24 protein-coding genes are annotated in these 22,246 nt (G+C 39.8%); 4 read left to right on the forward strand and 20 right to left on the reverse strand.

Annotated features, from left to right (window positions below):
• Positions 1-15 precede the first annotated feature (15 nt).
• The 6 genes from ligA to M9R32_RS08220 form a co-directional block, all read right to left on the reverse strand.
• Positions 16-2,022 carry an NAD-dependent DNA ligase LigA gene (gene ligA, locus M9R32_RS08195; RefSeq protein WP_269926241.1) on the reverse strand — a complete coding sequence of 669 codons (2,007 nt, stop codon included), beginning with the start codon at positions 2,020-2,022 and terminating at the stop codon, positions 16-18.
• Between the two features lie 44 nt (positions 2,023-2,066).
• Positions 2,067-4,298 (reverse strand): DNA helicase PcrA, encoded by a 2,232-nt coding sequence (pcrA, locus tag M9R32_RS08200; protein WP_269926242.1) that lies wholly within the window; start codon positions 4,296-4,298, stop codon positions 2,067-2,069.
• Positions 4,299-4,355: 57 nt separating this feature from the next.
• Complete coding sequence (pcrB, locus tag M9R32_RS08205; RefSeq protein ID WP_269926243.1) at positions 4,356-5,048, reverse strand: heptaprenylglyceryl phosphate synthase; 693 nt, start codon at positions 5,046-5,048, stop codon at positions 4,356-4,358.
• Between the two features lie 210 nt (positions 5,049-5,258).
• A complete protein-coding gene (locus M9R32_RS08210) occupies positions 5,259-5,594 on the reverse strand; it encodes a YerC/YecD family TrpR-related protein (RefSeq protein WP_269926244.1) in 336 nt (111 codons plus the stop codon).
• A 102-nt stretch (positions 5,595-5,696) separates the two neighbouring features.
• Positions 5,697-6,764, reverse strand: a complete 1,068-nt coding sequence (locus M9R32_RS08215; protein ID WP_269926245.1) for a DUF3048 domain-containing protein — start codon at positions 6,762-6,764, stop codon at positions 5,697-5,699.
• 13 nt (positions 6,765-6,777) lie between these two features.
• Entirely contained in the window at positions 6,778-8,511 is a 1,734-nt protein-coding gene (locus M9R32_RS08220) for an adenine deaminase C-terminal domain-containing protein (RefSeq protein WP_269926246.1), read from the reverse strand.
• Between the two features lie 116 nt (positions 8,512-8,627).
• Here M9R32_RS08220 and M9R32_RS08225 point away from each other — a divergent pair, with 116 nt between their 5' ends.
• From M9R32_RS08225 to M9R32_RS08240, 4 genes are all read left to right on the forward strand, one after another.
• Complete coding sequence (locus M9R32_RS08225) at positions 8,628-8,987, forward strand: YgaP-like transmembrane domain (protein ID WP_269926247.1); 360 nt, start codon at positions 8,628-8,630, stop codon at positions 8,985-8,987.
• Positions 8,988-9,238: 251 nt separating this feature from the next.
• Positions 9,239-9,406 (forward strand): DUF4083 family protein, encoded by a 168-nt coding sequence (locus M9R32_RS08230; protein WP_418936238.1) that lies wholly within the window; start codon positions 9,239-9,241, stop codon positions 9,404-9,406.
• Positions 9,407-9,443: 37 nt separating this feature from the next.
• Positions 9,444-9,863 carry a hypothetical protein gene (locus M9R32_RS08235; protein WP_269926249.1) on the forward strand — a complete coding sequence of 140 codons (420 nt, stop codon included), beginning with the start codon at positions 9,444-9,446 and terminating at the stop codon, positions 9,861-9,863.
• Positions 9,864-10,152: 289 nt separating this feature from the next.
• On the forward strand, positions 10,153-11,664 hold the full coding sequence (locus M9R32_RS08240) for an N-acetylmuramoyl-L-alanine amidase (protein ID WP_269926250.1): 1,512 nt from the start codon (positions 10,153-10,155) through the stop codon (positions 11,662-11,664).
• Positions 11,665-11,833: 169 nt separating this feature from the next.
• Here the strand turns inward: M9R32_RS08240 and M9R32_RS08245 are convergent, their stop codons facing one another.
• The 14 genes from M9R32_RS08245 to purM form a co-directional block, all read right to left on the reverse strand.
• The gene (locus M9R32_RS08245; RefSeq protein ID WP_269926251.1) at positions 11,834-12,058 is read right to left on the reverse strand and encodes a helix-turn-helix domain-containing protein; all 225 of its coding nucleotides are present in this window, start codon (positions 12,056-12,058) and stop codon (positions 11,834-11,836) included.
• Between the two features lie 10 nt (positions 12,059-12,068).
• Positions 12,069-12,548 carry a DUF2975 domain-containing protein gene (locus M9R32_RS08250; protein ID WP_269926252.1) on the reverse strand — a complete coding sequence of 160 codons (480 nt, stop codon included), beginning with the start codon at positions 12,546-12,548 and terminating at the stop codon, positions 12,069-12,071.
• Between the two features lie 211 nt (positions 12,549-12,759).
• On the reverse strand, positions 12,760-13,050 hold the full coding sequence (locus M9R32_RS08255; protein ID WP_269926253.1) for a hypothetical protein: 291 nt from the start codon (positions 13,048-13,050) through the stop codon (positions 12,760-12,762).
• Between the two features lie 484 nt (positions 13,051-13,534).
• Complete coding sequence (locus M9R32_RS08260) at positions 13,535-13,921, reverse strand: hypothetical protein (RefSeq protein ID WP_269926254.1); 387 nt, start codon at positions 13,919-13,921, stop codon at positions 13,535-13,537.
• A 92-nt stretch (positions 13,922-14,013) separates the two neighbouring features.
• Positions 14,014-14,601, reverse strand: coding sequence for a histidine phosphatase family protein (locus tag M9R32_RS08265; RefSeq protein ID WP_269926255.1), 588 nt, complete (start codon positions 14,599-14,601; stop codon positions 14,014-14,016).
• A gap of 13 nt (positions 14,602-14,614) precedes the next feature.
• Complete coding sequence (locus M9R32_RS08270; protein ID WP_269926256.1) at positions 14,615-15,016, reverse strand: hypothetical protein; 402 nt, start codon at positions 15,014-15,016, stop codon at positions 14,615-14,617.
• Positions 15,017-15,505: 489 nt separating this feature from the next.
• Positions 15,506-15,697, reverse strand: a complete 192-nt coding sequence (locus tag M9R32_RS08275; RefSeq protein WP_269926257.1) for a hypothetical protein — start codon at positions 15,695-15,697, stop codon at positions 15,506-15,508.
• Positions 15,698-15,810: 113 nt separating this feature from the next.
• Positions 15,811-16,179, reverse strand: a complete 369-nt coding sequence (locus M9R32_RS08280) for a hypothetical protein (RefSeq protein ID WP_269926258.1) — start codon at positions 16,177-16,179, stop codon at positions 15,811-15,813.
• A gap of 80 nt (positions 16,180-16,259) precedes the next feature.
• Complete coding sequence (locus tag M9R32_RS08285) at positions 16,260-17,108, reverse strand: hypothetical protein (RefSeq protein WP_269926259.1); 849 nt, start codon at positions 17,106-17,108, stop codon at positions 16,260-16,262.
• Positions 17,109-17,293: 185 nt separating this feature from the next.
• Entirely contained in the window at positions 17,294-17,530 is a 237-nt protein-coding gene (locus M9R32_RS08290) for a hypothetical protein (RefSeq protein WP_269926260.1), read from the reverse strand.
• 205 nt (positions 17,531-17,735) lie between these two features.
• Positions 17,736-18,992, reverse strand: coding sequence for a phosphoribosylamine--glycine ligase (gene purD, locus M9R32_RS08295; RefSeq protein WP_269926261.1), 1,257 nt, complete (start codon positions 18,990-18,992; stop codon positions 17,736-17,738).
• A gap of 15 nt (positions 18,993-19,007) precedes the next feature.
• Entirely contained in the window at positions 19,008-20,543 is a 1,536-nt protein-coding gene (gene purH, locus M9R32_RS08300) for a bifunctional phosphoribosylaminoimidazolecarboxamide formyltransferase/IMP cyclohydrolase (RefSeq protein ID WP_269926262.1), read from the reverse strand.
• A gap of 31 nt (positions 20,544-20,574) precedes the next feature.
• Entirely contained in the window at positions 20,575-21,186 is a 612-nt protein-coding gene (purN, locus tag M9R32_RS08305) for a phosphoribosylglycinamide formyltransferase (RefSeq protein WP_269926263.1), read from the reverse strand.
• Entirely contained in the window at positions 21,176-22,240 is a 1,065-nt protein-coding gene (purM, locus tag M9R32_RS08310) for a phosphoribosylformylglycinamidine cyclo-ligase (RefSeq protein WP_269926264.1), read from the reverse strand. Before purM ends, purN begins: the two co-directional genes overlap by 11 nt.
• Positions 22,241-22,246: the final 6 nt, after the last annotated feature.

A 22,246-nucleotide genomic window follows, 5' to 3' on the forward strand; every position in this document is an offset into this window, starting at 1 on the left:
ATCGGAAGGACTCCTTCACTCTTTTAATTCTTCAATCAGACGGTTTTCATCCCATACCGGAATGCCCAAAGTACGGGCTTTGTCGAGTTTGGAACCAGCATCTTCACCTGCGATGACGATGTCTGTTTTTTTACTGACACTTCCGGAGACGGTTCCGCCTACCTGTTCTATTTTCTCTTTTGCTTCTTGTCGTGTCAATTGTTCCAATTTCCCAGTTAATACGACGGTTTTCCCTGTGAATACATGATCCATGTTGGAAAAATCTACTTTTTTCCCTGTATAAGATAAGTTCACACCGAGTTGTTCAAGTCTCGTTATTAATTCCTGCACTTCTTCGTTATCAAAGTAACTGACAACTGAATCTGCCATTTTATCGCCAATCTCATGTACCGCCGTCAGTTGCTCAGGAGTTGCTTCAGAAAGTGACTTCATATCTCCGAACTCTTCCGACAGAATTCTGGCCGCTTTTTCACCAACATGGCGAATTCCCAAACCAAACAATACGCGCTCCATGGAATTCTGCTTGGAAGCTTCAATGGCCGCAACCAAATTTGTTGCAGATTTCTCACCCATTCGATCTAGTTGAATCAACTGATCTTTGGTCAGTGTAAACAAATCAGACACGTCATGAATCAGTCCTTCACGGAACAATTGCTCCACTACTTTTTCACCGAGTCCATCAATGTTCATCGCGTTTCGCGATACAAAATGAATGAGTCCTTCTGTAATTTGAGCAGGGCATTGAGGATTGACACAACGCAGTGCGACTTCCCCTTCAATACGTACGAGCTCACTTTCACAAACAGGGCAATGTGTCGGCATGTTAAACGCAGGCAACTCTTCTTTACGCGCTTCAAGAACCACGGCCACCACTTCAGGAATGATGTCACCCGCTTTACGGATAATGACGGTGTCGCCAATTCGAATATCTTTTTCACGAATCAAATCTTCGTTATGTAAAGATGCGCGCCCTACTGTCGTTCCCGCTACTTGTACCGGCTCGAGTATCGCAGTCGGTGTTAAGGCACCAGTACGTCCAACTGTCAATTCAATGTCGAGCAAAGTTGTTACAACTTCTTCTGCCGGGAACTTGTAAGCAGTTGCCCAACGAGGACTTTTCGCGGTAAAGCCTAAATCCTGTTGGTGGACATAGCGATTCACTTTGATGACGATTCCATCAATTTCATATGGCAGGTTTGGACGCTCGGCGGTCCATTTCTCGATATAGGCTTGTACTTCATCAATCGATTGGCAAGTCTGTCTTTCTTTGTTCGTCTGAAAACCTAGTTCATCCAGGTAATCTAGCGCCTGGGCATGACTATCCAGTTGATAAGCCTCCCCGTCCCCACCAATACCGTATACGAAAATGGCTAGGTTACGACTTGCGGCGATTTTTGGGTCAAGTTGTCGCAATGAGCCTGCAGCCGCATTTCGTGGATTCGCAAACTTTTCTTCTTCGTTTGCCACACGCGTTTCATTTAATGCAGTAAAGGATTTTTTGGGCATGTAAGCTTCACCACGCACTTCAATCGTAAGTGGTTTTTTCAAGCGTAATGGAATGGAACGGATCGTTTTTAAATTCTCCGTAATGTCTTCCCCTACACGCCCATCACCACGAGTGGCCCCTCGGACGAAGACACCATTTTCATAGCTGAGTGAAATGGCCAAGCCATCTATTTTTAATTCACATACGTACGAAAACTCGTCTCCTATACTTGCACGGATGCGACGGTCGAAATCGTCCAGATCCTCACGGCCAAAAGCATTCGAAAGACTGAGCATCGGATACGTATGGGATACTTTCTTGAATCCTTCAAGGATTGTTCCACCCACACGTTGAGTCGGTGAATCAGGATAAATCAAGTCAGGAAATTCACTTTCAATGGCAATGAGTTCCTGCAAATATTGGTCATAAACTGCATCAGGCACGAGCGGCTGATCCAGCACATAATAGGCATAGCCCGTATCATGCAAAAGCTGATTGAGTTCTTTCACACGTTCTTCCAATTGTACTTTATCCATTGAATCGTTCCTCCGCTCGATCTAAATGTTTCGTCATGAAATACCTATACTTTTTCAACTGGTGCAAACTTCGCCAGTAATCGTTTAATACCGGTTGGGCTCGGGAATGCAATATCGATTTCCGTATTTTCGCCTTCACCTCGTACGCTGACAACTGTTCCTTCGCCCCACTTTTTATGAACGGCTTTGTCGCCCGTATTCCACCCAAGCTTGTCCCCGCCTGAAGCTTTATATGCAGGACGCTCAACTGCTGGACGTGTCGTATTTGCAACAGCGCGGCGGGTTGTTTGGCTTCTACCAGTACCTGCCGATTGTTTCAATGTCACGTGTTCCAAAATGTCCTCTGAAATTTCCGCAATAAATCGCGATGGGTTGTTATAGCCACTACGACCAAACAATGTACGCGATTGCGCGCATGTTAAATACAAACGTTGTTCAGCTCGCGTAATGCCTACGTATGCTAAGCGACGTTCTTCTTCCATTTCGTCATTGTCACCGATCGAACGGGAATGAGGGAAGACGTTTTCTTCCATCCCAATGATAAATACGACCGGGAACTCGAGTCCTTTAGCTGCGTGCATCGTCATCAGGACTACTTTTCCTTTTGATACATCTTCATCGTTATCTAGCTTATCTAAATCAGAAATCAATGCTAAATCCGTCAGGAATGACACGAGGGTTTTATCTTCACTGCGTTCTTCAAACGCTTTCGTTACAGATAAAAACTCTTCAATATTCTCAAGACGGCTTTCCGATTCAATGGTTTTTTCGTTACGCAGCATATTACGGTAGCCGGTTTTATCCAGCACTTGCTCGACAAGCTCCGTGACAGAAAGGAATTCCTGCATTTGGCTGAACCCATCCATCATCTGGTGGAATTTTGCCGCTTCGTTTGCTGCACGTGCAGGCAATCCCATAAAGTCCACTTCGCGAAGTGCATCAAAAATGGAACGGTCCTGTTCAATCGCAAATCTAGCCATACGTTCAAAAGAGGTCGCCCCAATGTTACGTTTCGGCTCATTAATGATTCGTGCCAATGCTAAATCATCTTCATTGTTGGCAATCAAACGTAAATACGACAGCAAGTCTTTAATCTCTTTGCGATCGTAGAACTTCGTGCCCCCAACGATTGTGTAGGTAATATTGGATTTGACCAACACTTCCTCCATCACACGGGACTGGGCATTCGTACGATACAGAATAGCAAAATCATCTAGTCGGCGATTGTCTTTTTCCATTAATTCCTGAATTGTTTTGACGACAAACTGTGCTTCCTGCTGTTCGTCATAAGCTTTATATACATTGATTGCTTCTCCAGAGCCATTGTCCGTGCGAAGCTCTTTCGGATAACGCCCTGTATTGTTTTGAATGACGTCATTTGCCGCTTTCAGGATTCGTTTCGTTGAACGATAGTTTTGCTCAAGCATGATGACCTGTGCATTCGGATAATCTTTTTCAAAAGACATGATGTTTTGAATGTCCGCTCCACGCCATCTGTATATCGACTGATCAGAGTCCCCTACGACGCACAAATTATTGAATTTCTTCGCCAACATTTGGACGAGCTCGTATTGGGCTTTGTTCGTATCTTGATACTCATCGACATGAATGTAATGGAATTTGTTTTGATAAAACTCCAACACATCCGGCACACGTTTGAAGAGTGTTAAAGTTGTCATAATCAGATCATCAAAATCGAGGGATTGATTTTTACGTAGACGCTTGTCGTACGCAGTGTAGACTTCCGATGCTGTCTTCTCAAACGGATTGAATTGATTCATTTGGCTTGCAAATGTTTCGGCGTCAATGCATTCGTTTTTCGCTGAGCTGATCGCATTTAACATGGAACGGGGATCATATTTTTTAGGGTCGATGTTCTGGTCTTTCAAAATACGTTTAATGACCGTCAATTGCTCAGTCGTATCCAAAATGGAGAAGCTTTTCGAATAACCGATTCGATCGATATCGCGACGTAAAATACGCACACACATCGAGTGGAAGGTCGAAACCCACATACGCTCTCCCGTTCCGTTTCCAAGTAGACCATCGATACGCTCGCGCATTTCTCTTGCTGCTTTATTTGTAAACGTAATCGCTAAAATTTTTGATGGATAGACTTCTTTCTCCACCACTAAATAAGCGATTCTGTGCGTTAAAACTCGCGTCTTTCCTGAGCCCGCTCCTGCCATAATCAGCAAAGGACCTTCTGTTGCTTTTACTGCTTTTTCTTGTTCGGGATTCATCCCGTTTAATAAATTCTTTACGATTAATTCCATTATGCACCGTCCTTCACGAACATTTGTTCTTCAATTATAAACCGCTTATGTTAATTGTCAAAGTGTCACTGCATGAACAGCTTTCACCGTTTCGAGTGCTTCATTTAAATTGTCATAGAGATGGTTGCCTACTACGATTGTGTCCGCAATCATAGCCATTTCAGTCGCCTGTTTTGCCGATGTAATACCACCGCCATAAAAAAGACGTGTGTTCGTCAAAACGTTTTTCGCTGCTTGTACCATATTCGGGTCTCCATAAACGCCGCTATATTCCACGTAGAATATCGGCAATCTGAAAAAGTGTTCTGCCAGCCTCGCATGGGCAATTACTTCATCCCTCGATAACGATGTCTGTGCATCCGTTGCACGCGCCGCCTTGCAATCTGCATTTAAAATGCAATAACCTTCTGGAACTAGTTCATTCCAGTCCATATAATCTCCGAATTCCTTGATGGCTTCGATATGCAAATCCTTGACCCATGCGGTTTTTGTACTGTTCAACACGGAAGGAATGAAATAAAAATCAAATCCGGGTATAACGGAGTCTATATTGGAAATCTCCAGTGCAACCGGAATTTTATATTGTCTGACTCGTATGAGTAAATCCAGAACCAGTTCAAGTGTTACGCCATCTGTTCCACCGATCAGGATTGCATCCGTTCCAGATTCACACACCTGCTTTAGCGCATCCTCAGCTATTTCCTTTGCAGGATCTAATTTAAAAACGTGACGCCATGCCTGATACATCATCGGCTCCCACCTATCTGTTTGTATTCATCTATCTAGTATAACAAAAAACCCTTCTATTCGAAGAGTGTGAGCAGGCAATTGTTTGGATGTCTTGCGTTTAATCGGCATGAAACTCTATTTTATCGGCATGAACCCCGTTTTAATCGGATTCACCCATTTTTCCCAAACAAAAAAGGACTACTCTCGGATGTGAGTGGTCCCTTCGGTAATTTATTCGTTTGAATTCCCGTACTTAGGAAATTGGAAAGGTTTTTCGTCAGGATATAACCTGCCGAGCATTTCATCATATGTATCGTTTCCATAATCGAAACAACGACGCACACGAGAAATAGTTGCCGTGCTGGCACCTGTTTCATTTTTAATCGTTTCATATGTTTTCTTCAGTCGTAATAAATGTGCCACTTCAAATCGTTGAGATAACGATTGGATTTCGCTTATGGTACATAAATCATCAAAAAATCGATAGCATTCTTCCATGTCTTTCAATTCTAAAACAGCTTTAAATAACTGGTCCGTTTGATGACCGCGTATTTTATCTACTTGCATAATTGTTACCTCCTTTTTGAAGCTTTTTTAACTACTATTAAAATACTTCCTATATTTAAATTCTGCTATGTCCATCTCGAGGCTTAAGAAACGCTTTTATTCTTACGGCGTAAAAGTAACCATTTGGTCGATACCAGGGTTTGTTTTGACAAAATGAATCCAGCTTTTTCCTGGAACTAGTTTAGCAGGTTCGCCATTTTCCAATGGGACGAGCACGCCATCTATTTGTTGCCATTCGATTTCTTTCATCATACCTGCTTGGAATAAGTAGCCTTTGCCACCCGATGTTAAATCAAGTTGTTGTCTTCCTGCGGCATCAATTGTCTGATGGGCCATTTCAAAAAACATTACATTGGCTAAACGAATCTCTTCGTCAGTCTCTCGATCAATCGTTACAACCCCTCCAGAAGAACGAGAGTATTGTTGAGTAAGTGTATCATATGAATACACATGGTGGAAGTCTTCACTCCCGCCGTAGCGAACATCAATCGTTGATGCAAGGGCACTCAGAGGTACTTCTTCTTCTAAATCATAGAATGCCAGGCTCGGAACTTTTTCGATTTCCTGTCGAGCTTCCACTTTGTCCATTCCAGCAATGACATGTTCTCCTGAAATGTAAGAATTATGTGGTGCAACTCGATCTCGGGAACGGAAAAACAATGTGCCGTCATATTGCATTCCATTAATGTTGTCCACGTAACCTGTTGTTAACATGAGGCGCGCTTCCGGGCTATAGCCATGAGCAACATAAAAGGCGTCAAGGCCAGATGCAATTTCAATAAAGTAATCACGTGCACTTCGGACCGGTCCAATTCGATCCGGCAATTCGCTTTGATATAAAGCAAGCAGACGTGTCACGCTTCCTTCCGCTACCATTTCATACACAATATCAGCACTCGCCAGTCCCGATTGTGGTCTTGCTTTCGGATGATTATTGATTGTGACCAACACAGGACGTTTCGTGAATTCTTCTTCGGAACGCTCACCTGTAAAAGGTGCGGCATAAGGTAAGGTTACCACTTCATCAACTTCATCTTCGTCGTCTTCCGATGGATTCTCATCTGTCGTTTCATCAACAATTGGGTCTTCTGCGTCGACTGTTTCTTCTTTGTCTTTTGAACAGCCTGTAATCATCAGCAGTAACACCATCATGAACAGCAAATTCTTCATTTCCCTGAACCCCCTAAGATCTCATGAATGAAGGGAATAACACAGACTTTTTCATGACATCATAAATGCCGCGTTGTGTAATTCGGACATATGGTAAATGTGTCGATTGCAAAAATAACAACGTATAAATCGCATCCCCATGTGTATACCCTCGATCACTTAATGCTTTCTTCAGTGTCAATTCCCGCTCAATTAAATCTTCCACTTTTTCATTCGATAATCCTCCACCGATTGCCAGTGGTATATGTGCAATGACTTCACCTTGCTCAGCAAGCACGATGCCGCCTTTCATCTTTTTCATTTCATTGAAAGCTACTAGCATATCCTGATGGTTCTTTCCGATGAGGATAATATCTCCTGTATTCGAGTAAGACGATGCAAAGCCCTGCACGGAATTCGCAAAACCTTTGATCATCGTATTCACTCGCCACTTGCCATCTCGGTCAACTAACATTAAATAACTTTCGTCATGATCGGAACTTAAGCTACTATCCCCAGCATAAACCGAAACGCTATAAGGTTTTGTGATGACATCATTAACCATTTCAATTCCAAAAGGCATCGAGAATTGGAAATCTCCATCATCTAAATCGAACGTTAAATCCAGTTCACCTAGAACGGACCAATCAATTTTAGGCAACTCCTGAACTTGCTTGCCATCCTTCTTGAGCCATTCCCCTTTAGACAGCACGCTGACCGGAACTGGATTGCGTTCGTTTTCAAGGAAGTTTAATGAAGCTAATCTACCTGTGGCAATAAAGCCATGCAGACTGGTCATGTTGTAATAACGCGCAACATTATAGGAAGCCATCTGATAGGCATCAATTGGTTTCACTCCTGCATCGAGTGCAACTTGAATGCATTTATCCATCACACCGTCAATATGGAAGGACGGTGTTGAACCGTCAGTTGTCATCATTAAATGATCAAAAACATCCAATCCTTTATCCACAATTTCTTTTAATAAATGAGGAAGATCAGGTCGAATGGATGAATGTCGCAACGTCACGGCGTAACCGTGCAACAAACGTCTTTCCACTTCTTCTAACGTCATGGCTTCGTGGTCACCGTCGCACCCTAGCAAACGCATGCGCGCCAATGTTTTATCTGATGCACCAGGTAAATGGGCTTCCATTTTTTTGCCTTTTGATTTTGCCGTTTGCAACCAATACAGCATTTGGTCATCACCTGCAAGCAATCGTGGCCACGCTGTCAATTCGCCGCCCATAAGAACTTCTGGACGGTCCAACCATTCACCAATCGATTTCGTGGTGAACAGTTCATCTTCATTTTCAAGCTCTGTTTGGGAATCAAATCGAGCCCACCAGTAAAATGAAAACGGAAGTTTATTCAATTGATCCAATATTGTAAACGCTTTCTCGTTTTCTAATAAAAGAAAGAGTATGAGATTGTCTGATAGAAATGTAGTCGTGCCTAATTGTGCTGCATAATCAGCAAATGTTTGGGGATGATAAAGTTGAAATGGGTGAACATGAGGTTCGATATATCCAGGCACAATCACCTGTCCACTTGCATCAATTATTTCTGCATCAGTCGTCTGTGCGGGCATGTTTGGACCTGCATACACAATGCGGTCTTTGGCAATCCAAATGTTGCCTTCCACCCATTTCTTCAGCACGCTATGTAAGTATGTCGCATTCACAATAATTTTATCAGGGCTTGTTTTTCCATCAATCATGCTCAATTGGTGACGTATTTCCCCAATTTTCCACAACGGGTGTTGCATAGTATCCACTCTCCTTCCACGTACGGGTATCATTTTTTTATACTAGCATACCAACTTTGGAAAATATAGACGGCATGAACACTTTTTCGAAAATTCAGATAGGAGGAAACACGGAAATGTCACAAACACAAAACATAAGCACACGCAACGCACTGGCAAGACTTTCACTAGGACTTAGTATGCTCGCTTATGGGACAGCTAAACTCGCTCGCAACCCTCACTGCAACAAAGGACGCATGATGGTTGCGCTTGGTGCCATGAAAGCTGCAGAAGGAACAGTGAAATTCTGTCCATTGAAAGCCATGATGCAACAACAAGGAATGACGGGCCAAACCGGTACTGCGCCGGAAATCGGAAAACTAATGAAGGATTTCGCGGGTGCAGGTATGACAGGACACGCGACATCCGGAACCGGTGCTGGAGTAGGTAATATGATGAAGGATCTCGCTGGAAAAGGCATGTCGGTTACGACTTGATTTGATTGTGGTGTGGTGTTATCTGGGGTAAGGTCTTGGATAACTGGGGTAACTCTTGCGTTAATTGGGGTAACTAACTGTTTAACTGGGGTTGAACAATAAATTAAGTAAAAGACAGTCCCAAAAAATTTTGGGACTGCCTTTTTTATATGAATAGAACCTCTAATTAAAGTTTCAAACATTTCCAATATGTTACAATATAAGAAAATTATTTGCATATGGGGGCATGGCGGATGAGTTTTGGTTTAATCATGTATATGGGCGTAATTATTGGTCTAAGTGTGATTTTTGTACTCTCTTTTACTTTTTTCATTCGAAGAATCCTAATTAATTCTACAGTTAAAAAAACTCGTTTGTTGGAGATTGATAAGAAACTTGATAAAATCATAGATTTACTTGAATTGAATAAAAGTGTCTAACAATGAGAGATGTCAATTTCTTGTACACAAAAGTAGAATGTATGGCATTGTCGTTTCATTTGCACTGATTACACCTTTATTGCTTATTAATCATTTTTTGTTTAACAACATCATGAACATACTTATTCCATTGATAGTAATAATGGTCACTGTATCTAGCTTGAGGCATGTGAAATCTTCGCATTGGTATTTCCGAGTAGCTCCCATTGTTTTGATTGGTATAGCTGTCTACCTTGTTTTACCGAGTTATACTTTGTCTCGTGCCGAACAAACAATCATGGAATCGGATTCGGGAATCGTGCAGATTGAACAGATGCATAATACACCAATGGAAAACCATGCATTTGCTCCATTCGCATCGAAATGGTTTTATACTTTTCGAGTGACAGACTCAGATGGTTCTGAATATGAACTGATTTTCAATCCAGATTCAGGGGAATTTTTTCACAAAAAATAACGCTCTGCAAATTTAATAATGACAAATCTTTATTTGGTATCCACGGCTGTACGCTTCCCTATTCGGTGTGACCAAATGATCGAAAAAGAATTCTAACTAAATAAAATGGAAAAGATTGTCCAGACGATTGGGCAATCTTATTGTGTTTATTGAGACAGAATTAAACTAAAATCACTATATTTCTACATAAATATGGAAATTGTTACAAAACATAGACCTAAAGAATCATTCATACTCTAGAATTTTTGTATTAAAATTATTGGTAATACATAGTACTGGAGGTAAATTAGTGAAAAAATTGATTGGTTTACTATCATTACTTTTATTGGTGTCGATTTTTACACCTTTAAAGTCAACATCAGCAAACACGATGTTTTCAGATGTTGGAACGACACATAGGGCACAGGAAGAAATCTACTATCTTGTACAAGGAAAAATTGCTAGTGGGGTTTCTTCCACTCAATTTGTTCCAGATAAGCAAGTGACTCGCGGTGAAGCTGCTGCAATGATCGGTCGTGCTTTAGGGATGAATGGAGAAAAAGTTGCCACTAAATTTGCTGATGTTCCTTCAAGTAATTTTGCATCGGGGTACATAAAACAAATGGTGGAAAGAGGCATTATCTCTGGGTATCCAAACGGAACTTTCCGTCCTTATGAAACATTAACTCGTGGGCAGATGGCCGTTCTAATGAATCGTGCATTTAAATATGGTGGGAACACCGTAAGTGTAGCAAGCGCAAGTTCTACATTGATGGATAAAGGAATCGCTCAAGGAATGGCCGACGGTTTGTTTGGATCAGACCTTACAATAAAACGTGGAGACTTTGCGGTATTTTTAGCTCGAGGCATTAATACGGATTTCCGAACAACTCAAACTGAAACGTTCGACCAAACCATGTATGTGAATACGAATAATTTATACTTTAGGACAGGTCCCAACACTTTATATCCTTGGATACAAAAGCTTCACAGCGGACAAGAAGTGCAATATTCATATTCAATTGGTGATTGGTCAGTCATAAAAGTCGGAGAAATAGTTGGATACGTTCACAGTTCCTTTATTCAAATGGACAAGCCTTTAGATATCCAGCCACCAGTTACACCGGCACCTGAACCCGAACCTGAACCAGTTCCTGTACCGGTACCAACACCTCCAGTTGATTCACCGAATACCCTTTCGGACTTAGTCGTGATTATTGATCCTGGTCATGGAGGAACAGATCCAGGAGCTCCGGGTAATGGATTCCTTGAAAAAAATGTCGTGCTGAACATTTCTAGACATATGAACTCCTATTTTGCTCAGACACCAATAAAAACTTTCATGACACGAACGGATGATTACTTTGTAACAAGAGATTTCAGAGTAGATTTTGCAGCTAAAAATAAAGGCGATGTTTTTGTCAGTGTTCATGCCAATGCGTTTAATGGCATAGCAAATGGACAAGAAACCTACTATTACGCTAGAACTGCTGCAACAAATCCGTATGAAAAACAATCTCGTGCACTGGCAATTTATATGCAAAATCGGATACTAGAAGCCTGGAACTTAACAGATCGTGGAGTGAAAAATAAAGGTTTCGACGTTATTCGTGCAAACACGATGCCAGCTGCTTTAGTGGAAGTGGGCTTCATCGATAGTTCTAAGGATATTGCCTATATTCAAAGTGAAGTAGAACGTGAAAAAATGGGGAAAGCTTTATTCCTAGCGACTTTGGATTACTTCTATCATTTTGATGGTCGACAGGATGTACTCGCTCTTTATGAACAATTTGGTGCTGCACCAAGTAATAGAATACATTAATAGACAAGCTCAAAATGTGTAACAACATTTTGAGCATTTTTTATGGACCGTTGTAAGCATGGGGGCATTCTTCCCGTCAGCAGTATGTCACCCATTTTAAGAGATGTTGTATAGAAAAATGCGCCTGGGCATGTTGCTCCAAGCGCATTTATTTAAATGTACTTTTTTATCACGAATCCAAAATGTCTTCGTCACCCTTGTATTCTAAAATATCACCAGGCTGACAGTCTAAAGCTTTACAAATAGCTTCTAAAGTTGATAATCGAATCGCTTTTGCCTTTCCATTTTTCAATATAGAAAGGTTAGCCATTGTGATTCCAACCCGCTCCGAAAGTTCGGTTACGCTCATTTTCCTTTTAGCCAGCATCACATCAATATTGATTATTATCGCCATTGTTTTCACCTCAGACCGTTAAATCGTTTTCTGATTTTATATCGATAGCATTTTTTAATAGCTTTTGAAGAACAGCTGCGAACACTGCAATCACAATTGAACCAAACATTGTGACCAATCCGATTCCTGCGAGACCTGGGGCGTCATCTACTTCCGCCATATAAAACAAGATTGGCATGCACACCAGATACAAGCTGCTGATTGTGATTCCACAATATTTTATGTTCTTTAAAGCCTTTACCGATAATTCCGAGAAAGCGATGTTCTTATCAATATAATTTAAAAGCCTTAAAGCCTGATACAATGCAACAATATACGTTACAGCCGTCGCAAACATGGCGATTAAAAAGGGATATTGCAAATAAGCGAACTTTGGCATGATCTCTGCTACAAAACTTGACAGCTCAGGCAATACAAAAATACACACAGCCAAAACCGGAATGACCATCAGAAAAATAACAACCTTTAAAAAGAGTGTTTCCCGTTTCATAAAAAGCTCCTCACTTATTATTTTTAAATTGATTTTACCACAACTTTTATCGTTTTGCGATAAAAATATGTCGTTTTCAATTGTATGTTTGATGTTATTTAAAGATGCTTTTAATTTTCGACAAAGAAAAAAACATTTCTGACGACAAAGAAATGCTTTTAAAGATCAATTATTCAGCTGCTTATCTTTCTAAGCTTATTGGTTTTGGCTATTAGTTGAAAAAATCCAACCACCAGGGATAATCAAATTGACCATCTGAAATCTGATAGAAGTTACCAAATACACCTAAATGAGTCATCCCATGTTCATGAGCGACTACTGGTGTGTACGTTGAAAACACATAAAAGTTAATTCTTTCAATTTGAACATGAATACTTGATGGTTTTTCTTCCCAATCATTAAACTGAAGGTATTCCTGTTTAGTTGGGTTTGTAGCTATGAATAAAACAATAAGAAGAACAAGAAAAGCACTAATGATATACCTCTTTTTCACCTTATTCATTATCATCAAGCCCCCTTGGGATTCTTATTCGACTAACCTCCTGGTGAGTTCAATGAAGTTAGAAAATAAATCATCCTGTTATTCCTTTAACAATTTGTGCTGTTTATGAATTCTGGGAATGACTAGCCACTTAGTGATTATATAAATCATAATAAATAAAAAACAACTTAATGCGGTAGTGTCGCTTTTAACTAGATTGGATTGAATAAGTTGAATTGCAACTAGTATGTTTAAAATATACGAAATGAGAAATCCAAATAGTGATCCACACGCTAGATAATAAGCAAATAATGACCTTTTGTAATTAGCTTTTACATTTTGGATAATCAAAATGTGTTGGATTTGTCTTACTAAACTATATGTTGTACCTATTATTATAAATGCGACCATAACGTAACTAATTGAATCATCCACTATTTCACATCCTCCATCTGAAATGAAGCACCGGTTAGTTAAAGAAGATAAAAGACTTGTTGAATAAAAATCAAATTGTATTTCTCTTAATTAAAGAAGCGATTACAAGAATACCGATTAAAGCGATAACCAAATGAGGTGATGCAAACATCCAATGAGCTACAAAATTACTTGGCGGTGTTCCATCTGATATACCACTACCGTTAAAGGTAAACCATAAAATTATTGCAGGAACTTGTATTAACATTAGGAGAAAGACTAAAACCATTTCAACATTGGCCGATACTTTATTCTTGTTTATCCCAAAGTAAACGACCATTCCTCCAAGAATAATTGCTAAAAGACCCCAAGTATCAACTATTGACTCTGTTGGACCAAATATGCCTAATACATAAAGCAAACCTGTAAAAATCGTCAATATCCCTACCAGAATTTTTAATTTTGCTGAATTCCTCACTTTCTCAACCCCCTAACTATCATTTTCATGTTCTTCCATATGCAACCCTATAATCTTTAACTAAAGCTCTTTTTAATAAGCAGCATTAATTTTTATTGGTTAACGCTAATACTTAAACCCCATATTCTTTGAACGTTTAGTAATTCCTGTTCATTGAATTCCATTCTATAAATATCAGGTTTTGATGTGCTATGTAAGAAATTCAAGTCATAGGTGCTATCGAAATATCCCATCATCAAAGTCATAATTGCCCCGTGAGTTCCGATCACTACTTTTTTATTTCTCAATGTATCTAAAAGTTCTTTTAAAACTTTTATAGCTCTTTTTTGACAATCAGCATTCGATTCTCCTCCTTTTAAGGAAAAATTCGAATCGAAAAACGACTTTTCTAAAATTGTATTCAATTCCTTATCAGCCAATCTTTTGTTTTCAGAAGAAAATATCTTTTCCTTTAAATCCTCAAAGACTAAAACTTCTTTACCTAATTGTTGAGCTAACTTTTCAACAGTCAATATTGAACGAATGTATGGGCTCGAAACAACTGCATCAATTTTTTCATCTTTCAATATATCAGTAATTCGTTGAGCAGCTAGATAACCTTTTTCGGTTAATTCTCTTGTTCTCTCATTTCCCTCTTTTGGCGACTCACCGTGTCTAACCATATACACAACTGTACTCAATACATTTCCCCTCTCAATAAGTTTCTCTTATTTTTCCTTCTTCAATATTTTCTTTAAAAAATTCCTTGGCTTTATTTATGTCATTTGTTTGGAAAATATTTTCTTCAGAATCTAAAAAGATATAGTAAGGAGTCTTATTTATATTGAATTGAGCGCCATATAATTGGTTGAAATCTTGTAGTTCAATGGGTATCAGTGTTGACATTTTATGAGGTGGCTCTGATTTTAGAAATGTAGGAAGCATTTCATCGGTTATTTCTTGATTGATCGTTACAGAAAAATCATCTATATAGAAGACGGTATATTCTCCTTCATCTGGAACATCCAGTTTTTCAGGAAAGTTAATAGAAGTAGTTTTTGAACATCCACACAACAATAGTGCGATAAGTATTAAAGGGAGAAGATTGTAATTCAAAGTAATTAATCCTCCTTATTTCTAACCTATTTTCACAACTATCCTGCCACGTTCGTAGGAGATAAAAATTCATTATGACGAAGATTTCTGCTCTTTGTTTTTAAATAAATATTTCAATAAAGACACTGCAAGCCTAATCAGCAAAATGTAAATAAAACTTTGGCAAATACTTAAAACTATAACAAATACATATCTTCCAAAATCCTCGACTTCGTTTACACCATAATATTGCAATTGCCAATCAAAAAAAATATTATATTAACTTATCCCTAAGAATATAAGAATTAATAACACCCAATAAAATTCAGGAAAACTGACAGTATAACCTTTAACTAACATTGAATCCCTCATTCCGATTTCGATACTCATCCCAAAAACAACTACTTCTACAACTAACCTCCCCATAAGTCCAACTGAAAAAAGCTGTTTACAGAACTACGATCTTAAAAAAAACCCAGTTAGCTAAAGAAAGTTCATATATGAGGAATTTTATCTTCTTTCATCGTCTTCTAATTCCTTTTCAATATCTTCATTACTTATCGTTACTATCTCTTCTTTAATTCCATACTTTTTTATTAATATTTTACCTACCTCTGACTTATCAATGGCATCCTTGACTGCAAGATAAATAATTACGTACAAAATAATTAAACCAACAATCCAAAGTAAAATAGATTCCAAATTCTTTCCCCCTATTAAATGTTTCTTCAAAACCTTTGAATTACACTGCCCCATTTATTTCAAAAAAAAAAAAAAATGCTCTACTCATCTTAAGGAATGCACCAGTAGAACATTTAATTCACTAACTTCAATTTTTTCTGTTGTTGGAATATCTCAAAAACACTTATAGCGATGACAATCCATACTAGTGGGTTTCTTAAAGTAATCCCTATTTGTGAAGATCCACCCAAAATAGTAAATAAAACGACTAACATAAATAGATATAGTAAGTTAATGATTTGATAACGTAACACCTCTTGCGAGTCCTCTTTTTGGATTCGATTAGAAAAAATACTTGCTAACACAATAATAATTATCAAAGTAATCAGCAATGGTTTTGGAATCATTATTAAGTAGTCGAACGTCGGAAAAAAATCATAAGCTAATAACACTGTAATTGCAAAAAGCATAACTAACATTAGTGCTAAATTTAATTTCTTCATCATTTCCCCCCTCATCTTATGTATTTTACGTTCTTCCATAAAAGTGGTTTCAACCTTTTCGACTTAAACTGCACCGGTTCCTATATGGAGTCTTGAACTAACCAAAGTTTAACGTTTGATTCAAATTCTTTATCCTTCCAAGCAGTGACGGCATTAATTTCGCCTAATTTTCTAATCTGATTTTGGAAAAACATATCTCCTATAAAGTATCCCAATCTGCTATAGCCAAACTTTCCCCCTCCATTTATTGAAAACCACTCTCGAAATAATAATTCAGCTGTTAAATTTAAATAATCTTCTGCAAATGCTCGTTTGATTTCTTTTTTATTCGATTCTGAAAACGTTAACCACTCATATCCATCATCGTCATATGAAAAATATATAGAAGGATGTAAATTTGCTACTGTTCTACGTGAAAAATGTGTGGCTGCACCTTCTTGATTAAGCCAAGTAAGAGGGCTATTCCACTGAACTTGGGTCCAATCAATTCCAGCTCTATCAGAAAGAATGTTATGTGCTGCGTGACCGAACTCGTGTGCAACGATCACTCTTAAATGGTCAGGTTCTGGAGATAATTTTTCTAACGAAAATGTTATGTTTGGAATTACTTGTCGATAAGTATATGCATTTGAACCAAATCCACCAACAATCAAACTTACTTCAATAGGAAATGAAATCTGATACAACTTATAATATTCTTCATTTATTTCTTTTATAATAGGCACTATATTTTTATGAACTTGCTTTATGGTTTGAAAATATTCCTGATATTTTCTAAGTGATTGATTATGTCTCTCTTCCGTGTCTTTACAATGGTAAGAAAAATATTCTTTAAAAATATCTGGATATTGACTGTAGTATGTTCTTAAAAAACTAATAGTAGGTTCATAGTTGCGAATAAAATAAGATACTGTATCAATAATTTTCATAATACTCTCCTTAGATCAGTAGATTAAATAAATTTCCTTACTGATTAACAGGTTTAATATATAACTAACCCGCAGCATGAGTTAAAAATGAAAAGCGAGCAACTTTAGCAGCTCATTGTTCTTCAACTCAAGCACTCGTAAGCGAAAAGTGTCTTTGAATAATATAGAAGTACCGCTCTGTTCACTTAACGAACATTGATTTGTGTTTCACTTTTCCACTTAATATACGTATAAATTAATTGAACTATAAAGGTAACTATAAAAAGTACAAATAAAAACACGCTAAAATTTGACTGGATATCCATTACAATCATTTGGATGGATAAAAATATAGCAACAGGAATCATCCACAAAGTTCGGATGAATTTCTTTCTATAACTCAACTTCCAATAATTAAATCCACCATCACGACCATTTTTCACTAATTCCACCACCTTGGTTGTTACTTCTCTATAAATGTTCAAGTTCTTCTTCCATTTACCTGCACTATTAATTATATAGAATCTTCACACTCTTAAATTAATTTTAACATAAATATCCAATTCGATATCCTATTCTTAAAAATTAATCACCTTGCTAAATGCAAAAAAGGTTGTCCTCTAATCGTTAGAGGACAACCTTTTCATATTATTTTAACGCACGCCAGCCGATGTCGTTTCGATAGAAAAATCCATCCCATTTCAACTCAGCTAACGCGTTATACACTTGTTTTTGAGCATCCGCCAGTGAATCTGATTTTGCTGCGACGAGAATCACTCGGCCTCCATTGCCAACGAAGCGTTCATTCACTTCTTTGGTGCCAGCATGAAATACTTGCACATCTTCATTCAGTTTTGTTAAATCGGGCAATCTATCTCCCTTTTCAACTGTTTCGGGATAACCATCTGCTGCAACTACTACCCCTAGCATTTCTTCATTCGACCATTTCAATTCAAATGGTTTTTCATCAAGAAGTGCATTCATGAATTCACCAAAATCCGAAGCCATACGCGGCAGCACGACTTGTGTTTCCGGATCACCGAAACGTGCATTAAATTCAATCACTTTCGGTCCATCTTCAGTCAAAATCAAGCCAGCGTATAGTATACCGGTAAATGGTGTTCCTTCCGTTGCCATTGCTTCTACAGTAGGTGCGACAATCGCTTCGAATGCCTCCTGAACGACATGTTCCGAAATGTGAGGCACAGGTGAATAAGCGCCCATCCCGCCAGTATTCGGTCCACGGTCACCGTCATATGCACGCTTGTGATCCTGGGCGATGACCATTGGGTAAATCTGTCCTTTATGAACAAATGACATATAAGAGAATTCTTCTCCATCAAGGAATTCCTCAATGACCACACGAGACGATGAGTCCCCGAACTTTTGGTTGCCAATCATGTCTTCCACAGAATTAATGGCTTCTTTGACGGTCATGGCAACGACTACACCTTTACCTGCAGCAAGTCCATCTGCTTTCACAACAATTGGTGCACCCATTTTTTCAATATACGCTTTGGCTTCTTTGACATCCGTGAACGTTTCATAAGCCGCTGTAGGAATGCCATATTTCTTCATCAATTCCTTGGCAAAGCTTTTACTACCTTCGATTTGTGCTGCCGCTTTCGTAGGTCCGAAAATACGCAACCCTTCCGCTTCGAAACGGTCAACGATGCCTGCAGCAAGTGGTTGTTCAGGTCCGACAAACGTCAGGTCGATGGCATTTTCCTGAACGAATGCAACCAACATATCAAATTCAAGTGCTTCAATTGCCACACATGTTGCATCATTTCTCATGCCATCATTGCCAGGAGCTACAAACACTTCCGTTACAGATGGAGAGTTTTTGAATTGACGTACAATGGCGTGTTCACGCCCACCACTACCAATAACGAGTACTTTCATTCAAATTTCCTCCTCTTAGTGTTTGAAATGACGAACTCCAGTGAAGACCATCGCAATTCCATATTCATTGGCTTTGGCAATTGAATCTTCATCTTTCACCGATCCACCTGGTTGAATAATAGCTGTAATGCCTGCTTTCGCAGCCGCTTCAACGGTATCATTCATTGGGAAAAAGGCATCTGAAGCAAGTGATGCACCTTGTGCTTTTTCTGCCGCTTGTTCTAATGCAATCTTCGCAGCACCGACACGATTCATTTGCCCAGCTCCGACGCCAAGCGTCATTTGAGCATCTGTGACAACAATCGCATTGGATTTCACGTGTTTAACAACACTCCAGCCAAGCTTCAGTGCAGCCCACTCTTCCTCCGTTGGTTCACGATCCGTTACAACACGGACGTCCGCCTGTGCAAATCCATGTGCATCCGGTTCTTGCATCAACAAGCCGCCTTCGATTGAAACGGTGTTCCATTTGTCCTTTTTGTTCTGTTCAAATGGAATCGTCAACAGTCGAATATTTTTCTTCTTCGTCAAAATCTCCAAAGCCTTTTCAGAGAATGAAGGAGCCAATATGATTTCAAGGAAGATTCCTGAAAGTTGTTCCGCCGTTTGGCCATCCACTTCACGATTTAACGCCACGATGCCTCCAAAAATGGACATGCTGTCAGCTTCGTACGCTTTCGCAAATGCTTCGGCAATCGTTTCACCGATACCAACACCACATGGATTCATATGCTTTACTGCGACTGCAGCTGGTAACTCAAATTCCTTAACGATTTGAATGGCTGCGTTGGCATCCTGAATATTGTTGTAGGAAAGCTCTTTCCCATGTAATTGCTGCGCAGAAGCAATGGAGAAATCCGATCCCAGTGCACGTTGATAAAACGCAGCTTTCTGATGTGGATTTTCTCCGTAGCGCAACGGTTGTTTCAATTCATATGTAAATGTTACTTGCTCAGGGAATTCTTCACCTGCAAGATCCGTTAAATAACCGGAAATATAAGCATCATAAGAAGCTGTATGACGGAAAACTTTTGCTGCGAGACGACGTCGTGTTTCGAGTGTCGTTTTGCCAGCTGCTTTCAATTCTTCCAAAACCGCAGGATAGTCCGTTGCATCCGTGATGACAGTTACATAGGCATGATTTTTCGCAGACGCACGCAACATTGCCGGTCCACCGATATCAATATTCTCAATCGCATCGTCAGCAGTCACATCTGGTTTTGAAATCGTTTCTCGGAATGGATATAAGTTAACACAGACCACTTCGATTGGCTGGATGCCATGTTCATTCATTTGTGCTTGATGATCGGCATCGTCATGCTTGGCAAGAAGACCGCCGTGAATCATCGGATTAAGCGTTTTTACGCGGCCACCTAATATTTCAGGGAATCCCGTTACTTGATCGACCGGTGTAATGGCTACGCCATTTTCCTGTAAATACGCCTTCGTCCCACCAGTTGATAAGATTTCATATCCTAATGCCTCTAGTTCTTTTGCAAATTCAAGAATTCCTGATTTATCTGATACACTGATAAGCGTACGTTTTGTCATGAAAAAATCCTCCTAGTTGGAAAAAGCAGTGTTAAAGTTTTTTATTTAATCGCCCTTGTGACGCACTTGCTGTGGGCATCCATAATTGCTGTAACGTTTTCGTATAAAGCTCATGTTCGACTGCATGAATGCGATGTTCTGTTTGTTCACGGTTTCCTTCTACAACTTCGACCGCTTGTTGCGAAAGGATGGGACCAGTGTCCATTCCTGCATCCACATAATGCACGGTCACACCAGTTACCTTGACGCCATGTGCCAAGGCTTGCCCGATCGCATCTTTGCCTGGAAATGAAGGCAGCAGTGAAGGATGAATATTGACGATGCGATTGGCATAGGCAGTCAGCAACGTATCGCCGATTAACCGCATGTAACCAGCCAGCACCAACCATTCTACCTCGAGCTGTTTCAGTTCCTGCAAAATAGCTTCTTCATAGTCAACTTTTGACGCAAAATCTGACGGGCGAAGAGCCACTACGGCAACACCAGCTGTTTTAGCTCGTTCCACGACAAAGGCTTGTGGCTTATCTGTAACAACCGCCACAATATCGGCATGTAACTCGCCAGCACTTGCTGCGTCCGTGATGACTTGAAAATTACTTCCACTGCCGGAAGCAAAAATCGCCACCTTTGGCTTACTGTTCATTATTCAGGCTCCCGTCATGGTTTCCTTTAAATTGAACGCCTTCGCCTGTTACGACTCGACCAATAACATATGCATTTTCACCGTTTTCCACAGCCAGTCGAATGGCTTGATTCGCTTGCTCTTCAGGAAGTGCAAGGACGAAACCAATGCCCATATTGAAAACATTATACAAATCACGGTCTTCCAGTGACCCTTTTTCTTTCAACATTGAAAACACCGGCAATACAGGCCATGAACCGAGTTTAATTTCAACACCAAGACCTGCAGGCATCATGCGAGGTAGATTTTCATAAAAACCTCCACCTGTTACATGGGCCATGCCGTGGATGTCCAACGCTTCATGAAGAGCAAGAACCGGTTTGGTATAAATTTTTGTTGGTTTCAATAAGGCTTTCCCGATACGGCCTAAGTGTTCGTAGCCTGCAACATACGAATCCATTTCATACCCTTGATCCGCAAAGACAATTTTACGCACGAGTGAAAAACCATTTGAATGGATGCCACTAGATGCCAGTCCAACGAGCACGTCACCTGCTTGGATTTTTTCACCAGTTACAATTTTCGATTTCTCGGCTACCCCTACGGCAAACCCTGCCACATCGTATTCATCTTCTTCATAAAGACCTGGCATCTCTGCCGTTTCCCCACCGATTAGTGCAGCTCCAGCTTGTACGCAACCATCTGCCACACCTTTGACAATTTGCTCAATTTTTTCAGGCTTTGCTTGACCGACAGCAAGGTAGTCTAAGAAAAATAAAGGTTCAGCACCCTGCGCCACGATGTCATTGACACACATTGCCACGCAATCGATCCCGATTGTATCATGTGTATCGGTCATAAATGCCAATTTCAATTTGGTTCCGACGCCGTCCGTACCTGAAATCAATACCGGTTCTTTATAATCGAGTGACGACAAGTCAAACATGCCACCAAAACCACCGAATGCACCCATAATGCCTTTGCGAGCTGTACGATCCACATGAGACTTCATTCGTTTTACAGCTTCGTAACCCGCTTCAATATTTACGCCAGCTTGTTCATATGCCTTTGACATCCCTGC

The sequence above is a fragment of the Paenisporosarcina quisquiliarum genome, assembly GCF_027563315.1.
Classification (GTDB): domain Bacteria; phylum Bacillota; class Bacilli; order Bacillales_A; family Planococcaceae; genus Paenisporosarcina; species Paenisporosarcina quisquiliarum.

Excerpts from the sequence above, each read along its gene's own strand:
- M9R32_RS08255 (WP_269926253.1), bottom strand. The coding sequence starts at position 13,050 with ATGAATAAGGTGAAAAAGAGGTATATCATTAGTGCTTTTCTTGTTCTT.
- purM (WP_269926264.1), bottom strand. The coding sequence starts at position 22,240 with ATGTCAAAGGCATATGAACAAGCTGGCGTAAATATTGAAGCGGGTTAC.
- M9R32_RS08280 (WP_269926258.1), bottom strand. The coding sequence starts at position 16,179 with ATGAAGAAATTAAATTTAGCACTAATGTTAGTTATGCTTTTTGCAATT.
- ligA (WP_269926241.1), bottom strand. The coding sequence starts at position 2,022 with ATGGATAAAGTACAATTGGAAGAACGTGTGAAAGAACTCAATCAGCTT.
- purN (WP_269926263.1), bottom strand. The coding sequence starts at position 21,186 with ATGAACAGTAAGCCAAAGGTGGCGATTTTTGCTTCCGGCAGTGGAAGT.
- M9R32_RS08215 (WP_269926245.1), bottom strand. The coding sequence starts at position 6,764 with ATGAAGAATTTGCTGTTCATGATGGTGTTACTGCTGATGATTACAGGC.
- M9R32_RS08230 (WP_418936238.1), top strand. The coding sequence starts at position 9,239 with ATGTATATGGGCGTAATTATTGGTCTAAGTGTGATTTTTGTACTCTCT.
- M9R32_RS08235 (WP_269926249.1), top strand. The coding sequence starts at position 9,444 with ATGTATGGCATTGTCGTTTCATTTGCACTGATTACACCTTTATTGCTT.
- pcrB (WP_269926243.1), bottom strand. The coding sequence starts at position 5,048 with ATGATGTATCAGGCATGGCGTCACGTTTTTAAATTAGATCCTGCAAAG.
- M9R32_RS08210 (WP_269926244.1), bottom strand. The coding sequence starts at position 5,594 with ATGCAAGTAGATAAAATACGCGGTCATCAAACGGACCAGTTATTTAAA.
- purD (WP_269926261.1), bottom strand. The coding sequence starts at position 18,992 with ATGAAAGTACTCGTTATTGGTAGTGGTGGGCGTGAACACGCCATTGTA.
- M9R32_RS08245 (WP_269926251.1), bottom strand. The coding sequence starts at position 12,058 with ATGGCGATAATAATCAATATTGATGTGATGCTGGCTAAAAGGAAAATG.
- M9R32_RS08250 (WP_269926252.1), bottom strand. The coding sequence starts at position 12,548 with ATGAAACGGGAAACACTCTTTTTAAAGGTTGTTATTTTTCTGATGGTC.
- M9R32_RS08285 (WP_269926259.1), bottom strand. The coding sequence starts at position 17,108 with ATGAAAATTATTGATACAGTATCTTATTTTATTCGCAACTATGAACCT.
- M9R32_RS08220 (WP_269926246.1), bottom strand. The coding sequence starts at position 8,511 with ATGCAACACCCGTTGTGGAAAATTGGGGAAATACGTCACCAATTGAGC.
- pcrA (WP_269926242.1), bottom strand. The coding sequence starts at position 4,298 with ATGGAATTAATCGTAAAGAATTTATTAAACGGGATGAATCCCGAACAA.
- M9R32_RS08225 (WP_269926247.1), top strand. The coding sequence starts at position 8,628 with ATGTCACAAACACAAAACATAAGCACACGCAACGCACTGGCAAGACTT.
- purH (WP_269926262.1), bottom strand. The coding sequence starts at position 20,543 with ATGACAAAACGTACGCTTATCAGTGTATCAGATAAATCAGGAATTCTT.